This is a genomic window from Pseudomonas oryziphila, assembly GCF_003940825.1.
GTDB classification, from domain to species: Bacteria; Pseudomonadota; Gammaproteobacteria; order Pseudomonadales; family Pseudomonadaceae; genus Aquipseudomonas; species Aquipseudomonas sichuanensis.
Map to the genome: position 1 here is coordinate 766,681 of NZ_CP034338.1, position 20,942 is coordinate 787,622.

The window sequence follows — 20,942 nt, forward strand, 5'->3', positions numbered from 1 at the left end:
AAGGTTCTTGGGTCGCTGTGATACGCCCATTCCACTCCGAATTTTTAGTGCCCCAAAACTTGCTCGGCAAGGTGCTGTCGCTGTCCCCCTGTGGGATAGGTGATTGGCGCTTTCGTGTGGGTAATGCGGTCTTGCTGAACATCAAAAAATGCTCAATTGAAGGCGGAAGGTATGGATTTTTCGACGCTGCGGCACCTATGGGATGGTGCGAGCTCCGAGCAGTTGATCGCACCCTTAATGGTTGCTGGGTTTGTCGCCATTTTGTGCACCTTTTATTTTTTCCACTATTTCTACAAATCTTTCGGTCTTAGCGCCCAGCTGAAGCGTTTGATCAAAAGCTTGGAGAACGCAAAAACAGCTCTCCCGTCAGATCGGCGATCAGAGCTGGAGCGACTGTTCAAAGGCACCAATCTGGAGCATTCGTGGCGCGAATATGCGGAAACGCTGCACGACCAATACGAGTTCAAGGAAGGCGAACAGGTAATTGGCCGATCGCGAGCCACCGCAGCAGCTGCACACTTCTTTTCACCGCAAAGTGTGGTTGATACCCCGCTGGGGACCGAATTCTATAAACATCTGCCTGGCATTTTGACCGGGATCGGTATTGTCGGAACCTTCTTCGGCTTGATGCTAGGCCTCCAGCACTTTGACCCGAGCACACCCGAACAGGTTAACGCCAGCGTCGATAAACTATTGAAAGACGTGTTGTTCGCTTTCTTTGGCTCCTTCATTTCAATCATGGCCTCTATCGGTGTCACGCTCACTGAAAAGTGGCGCCTGGGACAATGCTACAAACTGCTTGAGGCACTCAACGAAACAATCGACGGCCTTTTCGACAGTGGAGTCGGTGAGGAATACTTGGCTGAGCTGGTTCGCTCCAGTGCTGAAAGCTCGGTGCAAACCCGTCAGCTGAAGGACAGCCTGGTTACTGATCTACGGGAAATGCTACAGAACCTGGTTGATACCCAGGTCCGTGAAAGCCTCAAATTGGCAGATACCTTGTCGACGACCTACCGTGACTCTGGGCAGCTGCTGGCCGACCAGGTGAGCGGCGCAATTGAGAATAGCCTCAAGTCGCCGCTTGAAGCCATCGCGGGGGCCGTGCAGGCCGCCAGTGGCGATCAGTCCGGGCAGGTACAGAACCTGCTTCAGGATGTTCTGGTGGCGTTTATGAACAAGCTGGAAGGTACATTCGGCCAGCAGTTCAATGGCCTGCACGAGTTGATGGGCCAGTCGGTTGCCGCCATGCAGTCGATGCAGCAGGGCTTCTCGACGCTGATCCAGGACATGCGTTCGGCTAGCGAGTCCTCGAATCAAAGCAGTTCGACCATGATTGCCCAGCTACTGGCCGATATGCAGGCCGGACAAAACGCCATGCAAGCGGGGATGAACGAGATGCTCGCCAATCTTCAGGCTTCGGTTGCCCGTATCGGCAACGAAGGGGAGGGGGCTGGCGCCCGAATGGCCGAGCAACTGGAGAAGCTGTTCGCTCAAAGCGAGGCTCGCCAACAGGCAATGGCTGAGAATCTCCAGGCCTTTGTCGAGTCGATCAAGCAGAGCATCGGCCAAGGCCAACAGGAAACCATGGCCAAGATTGCAGGCTCTGTTGAGGTGCTGGGTGAGCAGCTCTCTGCAGTCTTCAAGCAATTGGAACAGGGCCAGCAGCAGATGGATCAATCCACCCGCGCTGCCCAAGCAGACCTGCACCAAGGTACCCGCGATCTGGTGGGTGGCCTCGACGAGCAGGTCAAGGCATTGCTGCAGACGGTTTCCGAGCAACAGAAATCTGCCCAGGACACTGTCAATGCATTGAGCGCCCAGACAGAGCAGCATCTGCACAGCATGCAGCTAGGTGCGGACAAGATGCGGGCGGCGGCTGAACGATTTGAAACTGCCGGGCAAAGCGTTGTGCGAGCCAGTGAAACGACTGCAGGGTTGATGGGTACAGTCCAGGGCGCAGGGGCTGAACTTGCACAGGCTTCGCGAGAGCTGAATACCGTTGTCGCGGACTACCGGAACAATCGTGAAGCGCTCGCGAAAACGCTCGCTGTCATCGAAGGGGTAGTTGCCAGTGCGCAAGGGGAAGCCAGCGGTCGCAGCCAGTATCTTCAGGACCTGAAGGTTCAAAGCGAGCGGATGCAGGCGCTCAATCGCGAAGTGTATGAATACCTCGAAAACATTAGTGGTGTGCTGGGTAACGGCTTCAAGGAATTCGGTGAAGGCATGGACCGGGCGTTGAGACAAACCCTGGGCAGCCTCGACACCGAGCTCGATAAAGCAGTCAAGAGCCTCGCTGGCGGTGTGGAAGGGGTCAAGGAAAGTCTCGAAGATTTCGGCGACATCATGGAACGTATCAGGCGGTAACGGAGGCTAGTCGATGTTTGGTAAGCAAATGCCTTCGGCTGCCCGTTCAAAGGACGAGGGAGAGAAGCCTTTCTGGATTTCCTTCGCTGATTTGATGACCGCGATGATGATTCTGTTTCTCGTGGTCATGGTGGCGGCTTTGAGTTCTGTGACGCAGCGTATCAATCAGGCGGAGCAGGGGGAGAAGCAGCGTAGCAAGGACATCAGTCAGATTTGCGAGCACCTGAGCCTCAAGGCGAAGACTGCCAGCAAGACCATCGTCGTGGACTGCAAGGACAACCGGATTAGCTTCGGCGATGCTGGTCGCTTTGGGCACAACCAGTACGCGCTGAGCAACGATGGCCAATCGGCACTTCAGGAGGTCGTGCCGATGATTCTGGACGCGGCCAACAGTGAAGAGGGGCGCAAGTGGTTCAAACAGGTCGTGATCGAGGGGTCGACCGACACCGACGGTTCCTACCTCTATAACTTGCACCTGTCATTGCAGCGCTCGGAGTGGGTGATGTGCAGCCTGCTCGATAGTCGCAGCCCGCTTCAGGTCGGATTGTCGCCGGAGCACCAACAGCAGATCAGATCGATGTTTCTGGCGGGCGGCGTGTCGTTCAACAATGCAAAGGACACCAAGGAAGAAAGCCGGCGAGTGGAGTTGCGCATGCAGTTTTTTGGCTTGAAGGAGAAAGAGGGCAATCTCAAGCCTGATGTGCCGGTGTTCACTAATACTGATGTGGAAAAATGTCAGTTGGCGATGAACCGATGACAAGTTCGATCGCGAGGCTTTCCGCCGCCATTAGCCAAAGCCTGTCAGCTCATCGCACGGTGCAGGCTCCAGAACCGTTGGAGCGATTTCCCCGTCTGGCTGCTGCGGGAGTCGATCTTTACGAGCGATTCGAGCGCGCTGAAAAGGCCTTACCGCCACCCGAAGAAAAGCGCCGCGCTGCGATAAGCAAGTTTCGCAATGTACTGCCACTCAACGCTTCGGAATGGCGCCTGGTGTTCGCCGGCCTCTCAGACAAGAGTGAGCGCGTGGGGCCGATACTGGAAGATGATCAGCTTTACGCCCGGGTGCACGAAGAAGTGCATCAGCGTATCGAAAGACGAAGGCTGAGCCGCCGGGATTGGTTGGCGCTTTGCTTCAGCTACTTTGGCTACGACGCCGCCAAGCCAGCGCAGAATGCCAATTGGTGCCTGTTGCGCGAAGATGTTCAGCTCGGTTTCGAATGTGTCAGAGACCAGCAAACGCGTGTGAAGGAATGGGTGCAGATCGTTCAGCAGCATCAGGAGCTTTTTTCCGAGCAGGCAGGTGCCACGCTGGGTGACCAGATGTTCAAGGGCGAGATCAGCGACCTTTCTGCCCTGCAGACGATTGCGCAGATCCCCGACAGCAGCTGGCTGTGGCGCAGGATTTTTACCGTGCTGATTTCTCGCATTTTCATGCTGGATGACGCCGAGTTTTCTCAGCGCTTGGCCGACCTGGTCGACATCGGCCGGCAGCACCCGCGGTACATGAACGACATTCTGAGTGCATGCCTGTCGCGCTACCACTTGGCGGCTTATCGGGAGAAGCCATCGTCGCTGCTCAAACAGCTCGCGCTCGACAATTGGGGTAGTCCGCAGATCCGCTCCAGACAAAACAGCTGGCTGCAGTATGTCGATAAAGATGTCTGTGCGATGGTTGTGGCGTGGTTTGCGAAGGAGGATCTAGAGCACTTCTTCAACCTGCTCAAAGGGGAGGCAGAAGTCGATCAATCTCGGCTGCATTATTGGCTGCGTTTTGCCAACCAGATGAGTTACACCCGGATTGTCATGGGTTCGGATGCCTGGCATGACAGCGGGCGAGACTTCGTCCACTTCCGAGAGAAGAACAAGGGGCGCCTCAGCCGACTGGTAGGCGGGCCCGGCCATAACAATGCCGTCATCATGCAGATCGGAAACTACTTTTTCGTGGAATTCTCCGGTACGGGTAATGCCTGCTATGTGTATCAAGCAGACAAGTCGCCTTTCAACCCAGACAAGATGCAGCTCGAATTGGCGAGCGAGCTGAAGCAGCCTAATCGTGCACTGGATCGAATGCGGCATTCACCTGCACCCAGCCGCCCGGACCGCATAGAGGGTTGGCTCAGCAAATTCGATTATGCCCTTGAGCAATGGGGCATTCGTGTACAGAGTCAGGCCGCAGCGGCAGGTTCAGCCAAGCCGTTACCTTTTGAAGACCAGGTCCGTGACGCTCTAAAGTCGGTCAAACACAAGGTCTATGATCAGCGCGAACGCGGCGGTGCATTTCAGGTCCAGCTTGATGATCATGACCTGGCGGCAGTAACTGCACTGCAGCGCCTGGGCTTCAGGCCCGTCAATAACCAGTCACTCCGGTTCTGGAGACAGTAATGCTCAAGCGTTTTCTCAAAGGCATCGGCCTGCAGCCGAACTCGACAGCAGAAAATACTGAGCCGGTTTTTTCCATTGAAGAGCAGGGCATCTGTTATCCCCTGAGCTTGGCGGAGAGCACGGAGTCCTGGTCGCTGGCGAGTTATCTTGATCAGCTGGAAGAAGAGGAGTTCGTCTCCCAGTTGAGCGATCGCTGGCTCTTGACGTGGGATGAGCTCTACCGGCTGCTGGATGAGCCAGAGCACGAAACAAGCCTGCCACTATTGGGGTTGCCGCCGCAGACAGCCCTCATCCCTCAATTGAGCAGCCAGGGCAGCCTTGCCTCCGACGATTTCAAGGTCTCCATCAGTGGTTGGCGTGATCCGCAGTCCAATGCCAATGTGCAGGTGCAGCGAATGGGGGCCATCGTTCAACATCAGGGAGCCACAGAAATGCTGCCTGAGGCGTCCTGGAAACTGACTGGTGCTGTACGACAGCTTTATCTGGCACAACAAAATGAGCCCGGTGAAGTAACCAACCAGATCGGCTGGGCCAGCATCAGAAAGCTGGCGCGCAAGGCTGGCGCTGGTATGGATGGCTTCTTGGATAAGACCGTCGTTATCAAACCCGAGAAACTGCGGCTCAACCCACGAAAGTCGACGCTTGGCGACACACCAGTTATCGAGTTGCAACCGAGCTTTGATGGCCAGCCGGCCAACTGGCTTGAGAGCTTTGACGGTGCCAAGCAGGTTCAGGATCGGTACCGGATAACGGGTGACGATGGCTCGCTGACTCATGTTCTGATTGAGCCTGAAGTCAAATCGGTACTGGACTACGTGCGTTCGTTACCCGGGCGTCGGGTTGCTGGTGACGATGCCCTTTCATTCGTCCGTAACCCTTACAGCTCACTCGGCGAAAGTGCCGCACACGTGCTGGATGCCGAAGCCTATGAAGACGAGCTCGCGGAGGCCGGTATTTTCTTTCATCGCTTCCATCTGGAACCCAAACTGGATGAAGCGGGCCAGCGTATTGAGCAGGTAACACTGACGCTCGAGCCGATTTCTCCAACCCCGCAGGCGCCTATCGAAATTGAGTTCAAAGCGGCCCATGAATTCGCGCCGCTTGTGCATGAACTGCACCTGAAGTTGGCCGCCGGCATGCCTGCAGGCTTCTGGCAGGGCTATGAGCTGGAACTCAGCGATTTTGATTTGCGCCAGTTGGCAGGCATCAATGACCTGCTCAAGCGTTGGCAAAACGAAGCGGCCGGAATCGAGTTTGAATCGGTCCTGGACCTTTCTCTCTACGGCGACCGTGTGACAGGCATTGGTGAGGCGGAAAGAATTACTTCGCCTTTCCTGGTCAAAGAGGCGACCGAGAACTGGTTGCCGAAAGATGTGGCAGCGCTGGGCATCGACGCAGAAATCCTGGGTCGGTGGGATCCTTCCGATCGTACTCAATTTGAAGCGTTTGGGCAGCGGCTGGATGAAGCACGCGCTGCCGGTGATGACACGGTCTGTTTGCCAGAGTCCGAAACACCACTCTCGATTGCCGCAGCAGAACAACTGTTAGATGCCTGGTCGAAGAAGATTGCACCTGTCGAGGCCGGCCAAGTTGAGCAACGGGAGAAAGTTGGCCGCGCCGTACTACAAATCGGCCACAACATTGACGAGCCGACTTACGTACAGGTACGTCAAGCAGCGTTACGCGCCGCTTTGGATGCAACGCCAGAGTTGCCTGGTTTGCTCAAGCCTGAGGTCGTTCTGCGTGACCATCAGCTGCAAGGCGTGGCGTGGTTGCAGCATTTGTTCCGCTTGTCCCCCACGGACGTATCGGGTTGCTTGCTCGCTGATGACATGGGGCTTGGGAAAACGATCCAGTTGCTCACCTTCCTGGCCTGGTACTTGGAACAGTACCCAAACGATCAGCCAACACTGATCGTCGCTCCGGTTTCGTTGCTCGATAACTGGGAGCGAGAGCTTCACCGTTTCTTCTTTGCTGACGCGCTGCCTGTATTGAAGCTGTACGGCTCAGCCTTGAGTGCAGTGAAGTTCAAGAAAGATGAAATCCCAGCGGACTTGAAAGCCAAAGGCATCAAGAACCTGCTGCGTCCAGGTTGGATGGGCGATGCCCGAATCGTCCTGACGACTTACGAGACACTGCGCGATCAGGAATTTTCCCTAGCGCGCCAGCAATGGTCCATCGTCGTGTGTGACGAAGCTCAGAAGCTGAAGAACCCGGCGGCACTGGTGACTCAAGCGATCAAAGCTATCCCTGCACGCTTCCGAGTGGCGTGTACTGGTACACCAGTCGAAAATACCTTGATCGATCTCTGGTGTCTGTTCGACTTCATTCAGCCAGGATTTCTGGGCGGCTTGAACCAGTTCGGTCGCGACTATCAGCGCCCCATCGAAGCCGCACTGGAGCGTGATACGGATGCGCTGGAACGCCTGCGTGGGCTTATCGAACCGCAGACTTTGCGGCGGACCAAGCAGGACATCGCGAAGGACCTGCCGGCCAAAATCGAAGACGCAGCATGCCGTTCACTTGGCATGCATACCCTGCAGCGTAACCTGTATCTGTCCGAAATTTCCGCATACAGCCAGAAGCAGCAGATCGAAGAGCAGCTCGATCAGAAGACCTCCGGCATGCTGGGCTTGCTGCACAAGCTCAAGCTGATTTGTGCTCATCCTTACAGCGTTCAGCCAGACACGCGGTTGCGCGACAACTCGCCGAAGCTGCAGTGGTTGATGCAGACGCTCGAGTCGATCAAAAGGGCTGGCAACGGCGACAAGGTCATCCTCTTTACCGAGTTGCGAGATATTCAGCGGGAACTGCAGCACGCGATTCAGCAGCATTTCGGGTTTCGGGCGACGGTCATCAATGGTGATACCAGTACCAGCAGTCAGAGCGCCAATAGCCGGCAGAGGCTGATCGATCAATTCCAGGAGCTGCCAGGTTTCGCCGTCATCATCCTGTCCACCATCGCCGTCGGATTCGGGGTGAACGTGCAGGCCGCCAACCACGTCATTCACTTCACGCGCTGCTGGAACCCGGCCAAGGAAGATCAGGCGACCGATCGGGCCTATCGGATTGGGCAGCAGAAGGATGTGTATGTGTACTATCCGACGGTTCGAGATGCAGCGATGCCGACGTTTGAGGCGACGCTGGATGAACTTTTGAGTAAGCGACGGGCGTTGGCGCGGGATATGTTGAGTGGGGCTTCGGAGCTTCAGGCTTCGGATTTTGAGGGATTGCTGGGGGCGCGGTGAAGGCTAAGCCTTTAATTAATCAAAATCACAATCGAATTAGAACGGTGACGGCCAGCCTCGACACACTGTTAATGCCTGCCTCCCTATGCGGGGTTACTTAGCTATGTGTCAATTATGGGTGCAGGTTGTTCATTACTGCATTGGCAATTGCGGAGCTTTCAGCCGCCTGAGGGGTTTCTAACGCAGTATCGCCAGCGAGGCCTGCCTGGATTGTTTACCTGTGAGCTTGTCCAGTCTTGGCGCCGGCAGCTCAATGGCCTACGGTGCGCTGAAGTTCGCATCGTAGGTCGCATACGTCGAAGCAGCTGTGGTGTCCATGATGCCGAGTAGGTTGAGCGAAGAGCTATCCGCCTCGGACTCAGCATCGCATTCTTCGTGACGGCGGCATCGATAGCCTATTGGATTACTCGCATCCGCTGTTCTGTGGGCCCAACTGCCTTTGCTTTCTCACCGTGGGCAGCCTCCGGCAGCTTCAGGACAGACGGAAGATTGGGGTGATCCAGCGGCGTGATCCAATCGCACGGGGGAATGTGCATTTCGCCATGCGCTGGCGTCACAACGCCGCGCGAGTAGCTTGAGTGGAATACTGGTTTTACCTCTGTGCAAAAAAGCCGCGTGTTGATAGGGCGCGAGCTTTACCCATGCTGGCTGGATAGATATTGTGACGTCGTTCGCACACAGTTAGGTCAAAGAGCCATCAGGGACGTAATCAAGGGTTCTAGCGTACACTTTTACGCCGTCCCAATAATCGCCTCGCCAACCAGATATGCGAGGTCAATTCAGTTCAACGGGACGGATACATGGACAAGAATTCACTGACTGAGCGCGACATCTGCAGCAAATACATCACGCCGGCCATCACCGCAGCGGGCTGGGATTTGCACAAGCAGGTCCGTGAGGAAGTCAGCTTTACCAAGGGCCGCATCATCGTCCGTGGCAAGCTGCACAGCCGGGGCGAATCGCGCCGCGCAGACTACATCCTGTATCACCAGGCCAACCTGCCGCTGGCGGTTATCGAAGCCAAGGACAATAAGCACTCCCTCGGCGCCGGCATGCAGCAGGCGCTCGGTTATGCCGAGGCGCTGGATGTGCCGTTCGTGTTCTCCAGCAACGGTGACGGTTTTCTTTTCCATGATCGCAGTGGCACCGGCGCGCAGAAGGAAACCGAGCTGAGCCTGGAGCAGTTCCCCAGCCCCGAGGAGTTGTGGCAGCGCTACTGCCAGTGGAAGGGCCTGAGTGGCGAAAGCCAGCAGAAAGCCGAAGCCCCGTATTACGACGACGGCTCCGGGCGCATGCCGCGCTACTACCAGATGAATGCCATCAACCGCACCGTTGAGGCCGTGGCGCGTGGGCAGGATCGCATCCTGTTGGTCATGGCCACCGGCACCGGCAAGACCTACACGGCCTTCCAGATCATCTGGCGCTTGTGGAAGTCCGGGCAGAAGAAACGCATCCTCTTCCTCGCCGACCGCAACATCCTCGTCGACCAGACCAAGAACAACGACTTCAAGCCCTTCGGCCAGGCGATGACCAAGATTGCCAAACGGCAGATCGAAAAGTCCTACGAAATTTACCTGTCGCTCTATCAGGCCGTGACCGGCAACGAAGAAGAGAAGAATGTCTACAAGCAGTTTTCCCGCGACTTCTTCGACCTCGTGGTGATCGACGAATGCCACCGAGGCAGCGCCTCCGAAGACTCGGCCTGGCGCGAGATTCTCGACTACTTCTCCGGTGCCACCCACATCGGCCTAACCGCTACGCCGAAGGAGACCAAAGAGGTTTCCAGCATCACCTACTTCGGTGAGCCGGTGTACAGCTACACCCTCAAGCAAGGCATCGAAGATGGCTTCCTCGCCCCGTACAAAGTGGTGCGCATCGACTTCGACAAAGACCTGCAAGGCTGGCGCCCGCCCAAGGGCACGCGCGACAAGAACGGTGAGCTGATCGAAGATCGCGTCTATGACCTCAAGGACATGGACCGCGACCTGGTGATCGAAGCGCGCACCCAGTTGGTCGCCCGCAAGGTGACCGAATACCTGACCGCCACCGACCCCTTCCAGAAAACCATCATCTTCTGCGACGACATTGACCACGCCGAGCGCATGCGCCAGGCCCTGGTCAACCTCAACCCCAAGCGCGTTGAGGAAAACCGCAAATACGTGATGCGCATTACCGGCGACGACAAGGAAGGCAAGGCTGAGCTGGACAACTTCATCAACCCCGAGTCGCGCTACCCGGTGATCGCCACCACCAGCAAACTCATGACCACCGGCGTTGATGCCCAGACCTGCAAACTGGTGGTGCTCGACCAGCACATCAAATCCATGACCGAGTTCAAGCAAATCATCGGTCGTGGCACCCGTATCAACGAGGATTACGGCAAGTACTGGTTCACCATCATGGACTTCAAGAAAGCCACCGAACTGTTTGCCGACCCGGCCTTCGACGGTGAGCCGGTGGTGATCTACAACCCCGAGGGCGACTCCTCACCAGTGCCGCCGGAAGAAACCGAGGGCGAAGAGGGTGACGTGACCGACGGTGGTGCTGGGGCAACCGAAGGTGACGAAACCACTGGCGGCGCTGACGACGATGGCGGCAAGAAGCGCGTCAAATACGTGATCAACAACGTCGCTGTGCAAGTCATTGCAGAGCGCGTGCAGTACTATGGCCCGGACGGCAAGCTGATCACCGAATCGCTACGCGACTACACACGTACCTGCGTTAAGAAACAGTTTGCCTCGCTGGATGACTTCCTGCGCCACTGGAGCGATGCCGAACAGAAGAAGGTCATCATCGATGAGCTGGCCGCTCAAGGTGTGATGTGGGAAGCGCTGGACGACGAAGTCTCAGCCAAGCGCGGCCAGCCGCTCGATCCGTTCGACCTGATCTGCCATATCGCCTTCGACCAGCCGCCGCTCACCCGCAAGGAGCGCGCCGAGCAGGTGAAAAAGCGCAACTACTTCGCCAAATACTCCGGCGCCGCCCGCCAGGTACTGGAAGCCCTGCTCGACAAATACGCCGACACCGGCGTCGAGCACATCGAAGACATCAAGATCCTTCAGCTGGCTCCATTCAGCCAGATCGGTGCGCCGATTGAGCTGGTCAAGGCCTTTGGCGGCAAACCGGGCTATCAGCAGGCCATTCAGGAGCTTGAGCGACAGCTCTACGGATAACCGATGCCCAAACTTAATTCATTTGAAATCGCAGCTGCGCTCATCCGTAAGGGCTTTGTTCAGACCGTCAAAAATCAACATGCTAACGGGTATGAGCATCCTGATTTTAACGGTCGTGTATTCGTCAAAATGAGCAAAACGGGTGCTTCTGTTGCCAAGCAGCCCTTCCTCATTCATCCAGAACATGTCACCGCAGGTAAATGGGACTACATCAAGGCACTTTCCCCTTCGTTACCAAATACCGGGTATCGAAACACCAACATGACGGGTTATCCCGCCGTAGCTGGCTCTGACAGTAAACTAGCAATTGCATTGGATATCGCTACAGAGGCCGATCTTCATCAACTGCTTGATCTACTCGGTTATACATCCTCTGTTTCTGCCCTCCAGTCCGCGGCTGCTAAATCTTCGGTCTCAACAGAGGAATTTCTAAACGAACCCAACCTCACCGACACCGAACGCGATGCGCTGATGAAAGCGCGCATCGGCCAGAGCGGCTACCGCGACGACCTGCTTGCCTACTGGGGCGGCTGTGCGATTACTGACTGCTGCGTACCGGAGTTGTTGCGGGCCTCGCATATAAAACCCTGGCATGCTGCCAGCCCGACCGAACGGCTTGATCCGTTCAATGGGCTGTTGCTCACCCCCAATCTTGATCTGGCCTTCGACCGTGGCCTGATCAGCTTTGATGATCAGGGGCAGATTCTCCTCGGCGAGGATCTCGACCCCGACAGCGCCCGTGCGCTCAACATCACCCCTTGTCTGCGCTTGCGCCAGATCAAGCCGCAGCATCGCGGTTATCTGGCCTGGCACCGTGAACACCTTTTCAGGAAGTAAGCATGTCCATCAGCAGCACCATTAAATCCATCCAGGACATCATGCGCAAAGACGTCGGAGTCGACGGTGATGCGCAGCGTATCGGCCAGCTTGTGTGGATATTGTTCCTGAAAATTTTCGACGACCGCGAGCAGGAGTGGGAGCTGCTGGATGACGACTACCGCTCGCCGATTCCGGAGAGCTGCCGCTGGCGCACCTGGGCGGCCAACCCGGAGGGCATCACCGGTGATGCACTGAAGGATTTCATCGACAACAACCTGTTCCCGCAGCTGCAGAACCTCCACGAATACAGCACCACGCCGGCCACCTATGTGGTGCGTGGCGTGTTCGAGGATGCCTACAACTACATGAAGTCTGGCCAGTTGATCCGCCAGGTCATCAACAAGATTCAGGAAGGGGTGGACTTCAACAAGGCGCAGGAGCGCCACGCCTTTGGCGACATGTATGAGCAACTGCTGCGCGACCTGCAGAACGCCGGCAATGCTGGTGAGTTCTACACCCCGCGCCCAGTCACCGAATTCATGGTGCGCATGGTCGACCCCAAGCTGGACGAAAAGGTCTTGGACCCGGCCTGCGGCACTGGCGGCTTCCTCACCTGCAGCATCGAGCACAAGCGCAAGCGTTATGTGCAAACCGCCGAAGACGAGCGCATCCTGCAGGCGAGCATCTTCGGCGTGGAGAAAAAACCGCTGCCGCACCTGCTGGCCACCACCAACATGATCCTGCACGGCATTGAGGTGCCTAACCAGATCAAGCATGACAACACCCTGGGGCGCCCGCTGATCAGTTGGGGCCCAGCAGAGCGGGTCGACTGCATCGTCGCCAACCCGCCGTTCGGCGGCATGGAAGAAGACGGCATCGAAACCAACTTCCCGACTACTTTCCGTACCCGCGAAACCGCCGACCTGTTCCTGGTGCTGATCATGCACCTGCTCAAGGACGGCGGCCGCGCCGCCGTGGTTCTGCCCGACGGCTTCCTCTTTGGTGAAGGCATCAAGAGCCGCATCAAGGAAAAGCTGCTCACAGAATGCAACCTGCACACCATCGTCCGCCTGCCCAACGGCGTGTTCAACCCTTACACCAGCATTAAGACCAACCTGCTGTTCTTCACCAAGGGCACACCGACCAAGGACGTATGGTTCTACGAGCACCAGTACCCGGCCGGTTACAAAAGCTACACCAAGACCAGACCTATGCGCGTCGAGGAGTTCGCCGTCGAAGAAGCCTGGTGGGGCAGCGAGGCCGATGGCTTTGTCGCACGCCAGGAGAACGAGTTCGCCTGGAAAGTCAGCTTTGACGAGTTGCAAAACCGCAACTGGAACCTCGACTGCAAGAACCCTCACGTCGGCGAGCAGATTAGCCACGACCCGGACGAACTGCTGCGTGACTATGCCGCGCTGCAAGGCGAGATTGGCGTACTGCGCGACCAGCTCAAGGCCGTGCTGGCCGAGGCCTTTGCCGCACAGGCGGCGGAGCGTGAAGTATGAGCGCAGTACTGACTGACAACCTGCCGCTGCTGGCCGGCGCGCCCAATGGCATCAAAAAGCTGCGCGAACTGATTCTGGAGCTGGCGGTGCGCGGCAAGCTGGTGCCGCAAGATCCGAGTGATGAGCCGGCCAGTGAGCTGCTAAAGCGGATTGCCGAGGAAAAGGCGCGGTTGGTCGCTGAGGGGAAGATCAATAAGCAAAAGCTGCTGGCAGCGATTACTGAGGAAGAAATACCATACGATCTGCCAGATACCTGGGCGTGTGTAAGACTTCCAGAGGTCTATTACTTGGTATCGGTCAGCGGTAATAAGCTGCTGTCCTCCCAAATTAGTGAGAAAGGAATATTTCCTGTCGTCGACCAAGGGAAACGGTTTGTTGCTGGCTACACCGACGACGAGTCCCTATTGATTCGACTCCCCGGCCCAGTTGTTGTGTTTGGTGACCACACGACGGAGCGAAAATACGTTGACTTTGATTTTGTTGCTGGGGCTGATGGCGTCAAAATTCTCAGACCAGTTTTGCTAAATGAGAAGTTCTTCTGGTGGCATCTGGTTGGTTTAAAGCTAGAAGCCAGAGGGTATGCGCGGCACTTCAAGGTTTTGAATGATGCTTTCTTTGCGCTGCCTCCCAAGGCCGAACAGTCGCGCATTGTCGCCAAAGTCGATGAGCTGATGGCCCTGTGCGACCGGCTGGAAGCCCGGCAAGGCGATGCCGATAGTGCCCATGCCCAACTGGTGCAGGCGCTGCTGAACAGCCTGACTCAGTCCCGCGATGCCGGGGACTTTGCGCAAAGCTGGCAGCGCCTGGCCGAGCACTTCCACACCCTGTTCATCACCGAATCCAGCATCGACGCCCTAACGCAAACTCTGCTGCAACTGGCGGTGATGGGCAAGCTGGTGCCGCAAGATCCTGGTGATGAGCCGGCGCGGGAGTTGTGTAAGCGGATTGACGTCGCGAAACAACGCGTATTGATTGAAACCAAAGCAAGAAAACAAAAAGAGCTAGCTGTCGATACACTGTCAGTGCTCCCTTATAGCGTCCCGAATGGCTGGGAGTGGAAGACTCTAGATTCAGTTTTATATGTGACTGGTGGCGTCACGCTCGGACGTAAACTTGCAGGGCGAAAGCTGGTAATCAAGCCATATCTTCGTGTCGCGAATGTCCAGAGGGGGCACCTTGTCCTTGATCAGATCAAAGAGGTGGAAATTCCAGAGGATGAGCTCGAAAAATATCTCCTGTCGAATGGTGATTTGCTTATTACCGAAGGTGGTGATTGGGACAAGGTCGGACGCACTGCTATTTGGCGTGGAGAAATTTCGGAGTGCTTACACCAAAATCATGTGTTCCGAGCCAGAGCAGTGACAACGGAGTGGGAACCGCGCTGGGCCGAAATTTATCTGAACTCAGCTACAGCTAGAGAGTATTTCGCAGGATCGTCAAAGCAGACAACGAACCTCGCGTCGATCAACATGGCTCAGCTTCGAGCATGCGCTTTTCCGCTACCCCCTCTAGCCGAACAATACCGTATCGTCGCCAAAGTAGATCAACTGATGGCCCTCTGCGACCAACTCAAAGCCCGTCTTAACCAGGCCCGGCAGGTGCACGAGCATCTGGCCAGTGCGCTGGTCGAGCAGGCCGTGGCCTGATTTATCAAGACCACGATAAGGACATCCTATGCGTCCCGACAAGAAAGCCGTCACCGACCTGTTTACCGAGCGCGCGCAGTACCTGATCCCCTTGTTCCAGCGCGGTTACGTGTGGACGCTGAACGAGCAGGTGCAGCCACTGTGGGAAGACTTCGTTGATCGCCTGGAGGCTATCGTCCAGCATCAGGCCGATGCAGCCATGGTCGGAGCTGGCCGGCTCAGGCCGCTACGTCGGCACTTCCTCGGCACCGTGGTGATCGGGAGCCTCAAGGGCGGCAGCAGTGATGCTGTGGGCAACCGCGATGTGATCGACGGCCAGCAGCGTATCACCACCCTGCAGATTCTGTTGCTGGCGTTTCGCGACCTAGTCGCGCCGCTGAAGGACGAAGCGCTGATCTATGACCTCAAGCCGCTAACGCAGAATATCGGCCGCTACCGCCTTGCCAGCGATACCCTCAAGGTACTCCCGACCAATGTCGGTCGCGATGTGATGCAGGCACTGGCCGAGCTGGGCAGCGCCGAAAAGATCTGCGAGCGCTTCCCGGCCAAGGTCGGTCGGCAGTATCAGGAGCGTCCGGCCATGGTGCGCGCCTATCTGTTCTTCCACGCCATGCTGGCCTGCTACCTGCGCGGCCTGCGCTACGATGACGTGTTGCCGGACGCGGCTGCAGATGAAGAGCGCACTGTGGCCCATTCGGTGATTCGCTCCATCGACGCGGATATCTATCTGAAACTGCCTGGCGCCGACCTACCGCTGCAGGTTGAGCGCGCCCATGCGCTGCTGGTCACCCTGCGCGAAGGCTTCCAGATCATGTCACTGGAGCTGGAGGACGAGGACGACCCGCAGATTATCTTCGAAACCCTCAATGCCCGGGGCGCGCCGCTGTTGCCGAGTGACCTGATCCGCAACTTCATCTTCCTCCACGCCACCCGCAACGGCGAGGACGTAGATGAGCTGTATCGCCAGGGCTGGCAGCATTTCGACGAGACGGTAGACACCAGCACTGGCAAGGGCGCCAAGTTCTGGAAGCAGCAGGAGCGGCAGGGCCGCCTGAAGAACTCGCGACTGGACCTGCTGCTTTACCACTACGTGGGCATGCGCAAGTGCGAGGATCTGAAGGTGGCCCACGTATTCAACGAGTTTAAGGACTGGTGGCAGGATGAGTCGCGCGACACTCAGCGCGAGCTGGCGCGCATCACGCACCTGGCGGGGTATTTCCAGACCTTTATAGTGCCGGGGCAGGCGAGTCGCCTCGATCTGTTCTGCCGGCGTCTGAAGCTGTTGGATGTATCCACGGTGACGCCGCTTGTGCTTTATCTACTGGAGCACCATAAGCCGGATTCAGCGGAGTTCCTGCAGGCCATTGGTGATCTGGAGTCTTACTTGGTGCGCCGCTTTATCTGTGGCTACACCACCAAGAGCTACAACCGCACCTTCCTCAACCGCTTGCTGGCGGAGATGGTGCGCGAGCAGAAGACCGATGCCGCGACCCTGCGCGACAAGCTGCTGTCCCTGCAGGGCGACAGCCAATGCTGGCCGGATGACGAGGCCTTCGCTCGTAACTGGTGCCATCGCGCACTTTACCAAGGCCGCAACACTAGCAAGGTCCGTGCGGTTCTCGAGGCGCTGGAACTGTCCATGCGCGGTAGCAAGCAGGAGAGCCTGGTGCTACCTGATGGCCTGACCGTGGAGCATGTGTTGCCGCAGAAATGGCAAACGAACTGGCCGCTGGCCGAGGACACACCAGAGAACCAGGAAAGGCGCCGTCGTCTGCTGCACAGTATCGGCAACCTCACACTGGTGACCCAGGCCTTCAACTCCGCCCTGAGCAACGAACCCTTTGCCATGAAGCGGCAGGAGATCGTGACCACCAGCCTGCTGATGCTCAATATGCACTTCCAGGCGTTTGGTGAGAACGATGCCTGGGAAGAAGCACAAATCGTGTCGCGCTCCGACAAGCTGTTTTCCTATGCCCTGAGCCTCTGGCCTAGACCCTAATCCCCTCAACGTTGAGTTTTTATAGTTACGTCTTGGAGGACTTGAAATGTTGGATCTTCTAACGCTTCTCTGGCCGGATTTTTCGTTGCTGTTCTCAGCAGAAACCAATGGCGTCAGTGCCTGGTTCTGGATTACTACGGCAGCTATCTTCGCTATTTCTGTGATATTTGTCGGGCTTCACGTAGTGTCTTGGAGGCGCGATAAGCTGCTGGTCACAAAAAACGGATGGCGATCGGCACCAATTCTTTAGCATTTCGTCTTCCTTGCTGACGGCATTTTGCCCTTATGTCATTAAGGTTGAAAGAGTGGATTTTGAACAGGTTCACTCAGCAAGAGAATGTCCACGCTAAGATAGTTATAGTTGGAGGCGGACAAGAGAGCCTGGTGGACTGCCTACCCTCGATGCGAGCGTCAGATCAGCAATCCTCGGTCGCTCCCTAATCGCTTCCAGATCAATAGGGCGGTGAGTCGATAGTAATACCGGGTGGCGTCGGAATGGTCTTTCAGGTGCTGAGTGAGAAACCAGCGCACATGCTTGAGCTGCCAGTTCCAGGGATTATCGCGTTGCCATCGCTGTTGAATGGCCGCTTGCATGACTCGTGCTTGACGTAGGTGACGTTGCTGCGTGGCCTTCGAACCGGTCAATACGCCGCTCAGGAACAGCGTCATATCGAAGGGTTTGCTCATGTTCTCCCGCCAATGTAGGCCGACACCACATCGATCCGGTTATGCCCGAGCTCTAGGCTGATTTGTTGGCGCGCCTGTTGATCAAGTTCACGGTCAATGCGATAGCACTGGCCGCCATTGACCGGTGCGGCGTGGCCCGTGAGCTGCTCGTACCGTTCGCAGGCGTAGGCTGCGCGCAGTTCATGAAAACCCTTCAGTCCGTATGCATGCAGCGTTTCGCGGGCGGGGAGCACGGTTTGGTGCAGAAATATGGCGTAGCTTTCGTCTCGGGCTAGCAAGTTGCGGCTGCCGGTCGGCGATGCCTGACGAACCAACTGCATGGCCGCTTTCACTGCTTCATTGGCCACGACCCATCGCGGCGCTGATGAGCCTGAACGGCCGCCTTTGGTGCCGTCTTGGATGTTGATGCGGCCTAAGCGTTCGGCTTCGCGGTGTAAGCGTGGCAGGTCAGCCAGGATCGCTTCGCGCAGGCGCATGCCGGTTGCTCGAGCTAAAAGGACTATGGCGGCCACCCGATCGTGTTGCAGTTCGCCAAGCAGCTCAGCCAGTCGCCGCACTTGTTGGTGATCTTGGCCATCCGGCGCGCGAGTGCGTACGCTCGAGCGCCGCTGTCCCAAAGCCTGACTCGGGCTGGCGATTCTCACATCCTGATCACCGCGCAGCGCAGCAAGGGTGCGGTTGACGCTGCTCAGGCGGTTCTGCGCGGTGGCGATGCAGAGTGCATCTTGCTGGATCTGATGGCGCAGATACTCGGTGTAGTCTTGTAGCGTCTGTCTATTGATCTGGCGCGCATCGTTGTAACCGGGGCCGTGGTCTGACCGGCACCAGCGTACAAAGGCTTGCCAGCGATCGCTATGCGCTTTGACTGTGGCGAAGTGGCCGCCGCCAAACAGATCTTCCAGTGCCTGCCGCCCGGCATAGCTCAGTTGGCGACCGTAGCCAAAGTTGCGACCGTCACGCCGACCGACCAGTGCCATTGTCTTCACCTTGAACGTTGGTTTGTAGAAACCGCAGCAGGACTTTCCAGTGGGCGCTGACGCTGTCCAACTGTCCCCAGTGTGCTGGGCGGAAGAAAAGGGCATTTTCGCTGTGCAGCAGCAGAGCCCCTTCCTCTTGCAACTGCTCGATGAGCTGAGCCAGGTCGATGGGCTCAGGTGTTGCACTGGCGACAGCGGCGACACTGGCGACAACCCCTGTCGTATCTGGAATGGCACGTGGCGACAAAGTGGGGGCGGTTGTGGCGACACACCGTAGCTCAGTCGGTGAGCGATGTTGCGCTTGGTAGCGGCGCACGGCGTCATTGAGGCGGAACATGGCGCACCTCGAACATCTTTCCGTCGGTTTTCAGCCACCGATGATCAATCAATACCACCAGCAACGCGGCGGTGTGTGGGGTGCTTTTACGGGCAAAGCGAGGACCGTTGCGTGTGAGGTCGCGGATGTTGAACGGAGGCCAATTCTTCTGTACCAACCAGCGCAACAGGCAATCTGCCTCTGCGCGAAGCTTATTCAGCGGTTCCTGTTCAGTCAGTCGTTGGGTCTCGGCCAGGTAGTAATCCATCAACGTAGAGGCGCGCTGAATGTGCACCTCTTCCAACACAGTCGATTCCTCAACCAGCGCCATCACACCAGCCATGCGTAGAACGTTCGCGGCGGCTTTGCCCGCAGCAGCCTGCACATTGACCAGCTCGCCGAACTCCCCTGACTCGCATTCAATGGTGTCGTGAATGGCAATCCAGGCCTCGCGAGCGCGGGGGCTCAACTCCAGGGTTGCAGGGTTGAGGCCGCCGTCTTTATGACGTGACCAAGGCTTCTGCATCAACGCGGCAATGCGCTGCTGGTACAGGTGCACCTTTGGATCTCGGGTCAGGTCAATGGCTTTATACAGCCGCTGTCCAACCAGACGCTCTGGCCAACTGATCAGACAGCGTCCCAGGATGCCCTGGTCTCTGATATCAGCGTCCTGCAGCAAGCGGTCTGCCAGGCGGGGTTGAAGCATCAAGTGCATGCTGAGTCGGCGATCATAGGCGCGCAGACTTTCCCCAGCCATCGCGCGCGATCGATCAATCGGGCTACCGTCCCACAGCGTCGACAAGTGAGTGATCGCCTTGATCATGTTGTCCTTGCTCATGGTGCTGCCGCCCAAAAACTGTCCGCCCTCATCGCTGAACAGCCCCATGCTGGGCAAGCCGTGGCACAGGCTTTTGACCAGGCCCTCAATGGTCGGCTCAGCAGTGAGCAGTCTTGGTTGGACAGGTTCAGGTTGCGCGTCCAGCGCTAGCTGTGCTGACTTTTTCGAGGTCGGTGACTTCGCGGTGAGGCTCATTGCAGCTCGGTGCGCATTGAGCTGTTCGCCATAGGCGATCCACTGCTGTCTTTCCCAGTCGCGTACGGCCTGCAGCGCAATATGGTCCACCGCACTTTTGCGGTCACCTGAGCAAGCCACCGTCAGCAAGTACAGCGACAACGGATAGATTCGGCCATCGAGGTGAACATTGGCGTGCGCCTGGCTCGCCAAAGCTGCTGTGGCCAGCACGGATTGCGCGGCCATGGCGCAGGGCACGCCGATCACATCGGCCATGCGTTCCACGGCAGGCCCCAATAGATCGCCCAGCGCCTCGACCGGGTAGGGTAGGGGCCTAATCTGCTGTTCCAACAAGGGGCGTGGTGGCCCTTGTACTTCGCGCAGTTGCATAGCCGTCCTCCATAAATTACCAATCTCTCCCCCACGTCATCCCGCCAAGAATGCTGAGTGTTATCAGGGATCAAGGCCCCTGCGACCTGTGAGGGTGTCCACTGACGCGGGACTGGCGGCTCTTTACGACCAGGAGCAAGGGCATCTCATGATCTGGCCTCCTGAGCACCGTTACCGGTGGGCGGGTGGAGGCTGCACTGGCTGACGAGACCAGCGCCGCGAGATCCTGAGCCACAAGCAAGCAGCAATGCGATGACCGGGGCATGCCTGACTGTCAGTTAGGTGCAGTCCATTCCTTGGGCTGCGGCACCATCATCTACAGCGCTGTTGCTGGTGACATCGGCGTTTGTCACGCCGATTGTCACGAGGGGGATTGCCGCAAAGCCATGTGCGATCGGGGCTGCAGCAGTGTCAGGAGCGCCCG

The 20,942-nt window shown here is 57.3% G+C and carries 12 protein-coding genes and 1 pseudogene; 9 read left to right on the forward strand and 4 right to left on the reverse strand.

From position 1 onward, the window contains the following. Nucleotides 1-171 precede the first annotated feature (171 nt). The 9 genes and pseudogenes from zorA1 to EJA05_RS03720 all read left to right on the forward strand — a co-directional run bounded on the left by zorA1 (nucleotide 172) and on the right by EJA05_RS03720 (nucleotide 17,136). The gene (zorA1, locus tag EJA05_RS03675) at nucleotides 172-2,364 is read left to right on the forward strand and encodes a type I Zorya anti-phage system protein ZorA1 (protein WP_125857360.1); all 2,193 of its coding nucleotides are present in this window, start codon (nucleotides 172-174) and stop codon (nucleotides 2,362-2,364) included. A 13-nt stretch (nucleotides 2,365-2,377) separates the two neighbouring features. Beyond that, complete coding sequence (gene zorB1, locus EJA05_RS03680; RefSeq protein WP_110639689.1) at nucleotides 2,378-3,121, forward strand: type I Zorya anti-phage system protein ZorB1; 744 nt, start codon at nucleotides 2,378-2,380, stop codon at nucleotides 3,119-3,121. Further along, the gene (gene zorC, locus EJA05_RS03685; RefSeq protein ID WP_125857362.1) at nucleotides 3,118-4,746 is read left to right on the forward strand and encodes a type I Zorya anti-phage system protein ZorC; all 1,629 of its coding nucleotides are present in this window, start codon (nucleotides 3,118-3,120) and stop codon (nucleotides 4,744-4,746) included. The genes zorB1 and zorC overlap by 4 nt, the downstream gene beginning before the upstream one ends. Continuing rightward, nucleotides 4,746-7,994 carry a type I Zorya anti-phage system protein ZorD gene (gene zorD, locus EJA05_RS03690; RefSeq protein WP_125857364.1) on the forward strand — a complete coding sequence of 1,083 codons (3,249 nt, stop codon included), beginning with the start codon at nucleotides 4,746-4,748 and terminating at the stop codon, nucleotides 7,992-7,994. The genes zorC and zorD overlap by 1 nt, the downstream gene beginning before the upstream one ends. A gap of 800 nt (nucleotides 7,995-8,794) precedes the next feature. Further along, nucleotides 8,795-11,167 carry an EcoAI/FtnUII family type I restriction enzme subunit R gene (hsdR, locus tag EJA05_RS03695; RefSeq protein ID WP_125857366.1) on the forward strand — a complete coding sequence of 791 codons (2,373 nt, stop codon included), beginning with the start codon at nucleotides 8,795-8,797 and terminating at the stop codon, nucleotides 11,165-11,167. 444 nt (nucleotides 11,168-11,611) lie between these two features. Then, nucleotides 11,612-12,004: pseudogene (locus tag EJA05_RS28700) on the forward strand (HNH endonuclease); the annotation flags it as partial. A 2-nt stretch (nucleotides 12,005-12,006) separates the two neighbouring features. Then, on the forward strand, nucleotides 12,007-13,491 hold the full coding sequence (locus tag EJA05_RS03705; protein ID WP_125857368.1) for a type I restriction-modification system subunit M: 1,485 nt from the start codon (nucleotides 12,007-12,009) through the stop codon (nucleotides 13,489-13,491). Next, nucleotides 13,488-15,137, forward strand: coding sequence for a restriction endonuclease subunit S (locus tag EJA05_RS28330; RefSeq protein WP_223811887.1), 1,650 nt, complete (start codon nucleotides 13,488-13,490; stop codon nucleotides 15,135-15,137). The genes EJA05_RS03705 and EJA05_RS28330 overlap by 4 nt, the downstream gene beginning before the upstream one ends. Before the next feature lie 28 nt (nucleotides 15,138-15,165). Continuing rightward, nucleotides 15,166-17,136, forward strand: coding sequence for a DUF262 domain-containing protein (locus EJA05_RS03720; protein WP_125857370.1), 1,971 nt, complete (start codon nucleotides 15,166-15,168; stop codon nucleotides 17,134-17,136). A gap of 411 nt (nucleotides 17,137-17,547) precedes the next feature. On the opposite strand, the gene EJA05_RS03725 is transcribed toward EJA05_RS03720, so the two are convergent. The 4 genes from EJA05_RS03725 to EJA05_RS03740 are packed head-to-tail and all read right to left on the reverse strand — an operon-like array spanning nucleotide 17,548 to nucleotide 20,518. Then, the gene (locus EJA05_RS03725; protein WP_125857372.1) at nucleotides 17,548-17,823 is read right to left on the reverse strand and encodes a hypothetical protein; all 276 of its coding nucleotides are present in this window, start codon (nucleotides 17,821-17,823) and stop codon (nucleotides 17,548-17,550) included. Continuing rightward, nucleotides 17,820-18,800 (reverse strand): integrase domain-containing protein, encoded by a 981-nt coding sequence (locus EJA05_RS03730; RefSeq protein WP_125857373.1) that lies wholly within the window; start codon nucleotides 18,798-18,800, stop codon nucleotides 17,820-17,822. Before EJA05_RS03730 ends, EJA05_RS03725 begins: the two co-directional genes overlap by 4 nt. Beyond that, nucleotides 18,778-19,137 carry a hypothetical protein gene (locus EJA05_RS03735; protein WP_125857375.1) on the reverse strand — a complete coding sequence of 120 codons (360 nt, stop codon included), beginning with the start codon at nucleotides 19,135-19,137 and terminating at the stop codon, nucleotides 18,778-18,780. The genes EJA05_RS03730 and EJA05_RS03735 overlap by 23 nt, the downstream gene beginning before the upstream one ends. After that, nucleotides 19,121-20,518, reverse strand: a complete 1,398-nt coding sequence (locus EJA05_RS03740; protein WP_125857377.1) for a YfjI family protein — start codon at nucleotides 20,516-20,518, stop codon at nucleotides 19,121-19,123. The genes EJA05_RS03735 and EJA05_RS03740 overlap by 17 nt, the downstream gene beginning before the upstream one ends. Between the last annotated feature and the right edge of the window lie 424 nt (nucleotides 20,519-20,942).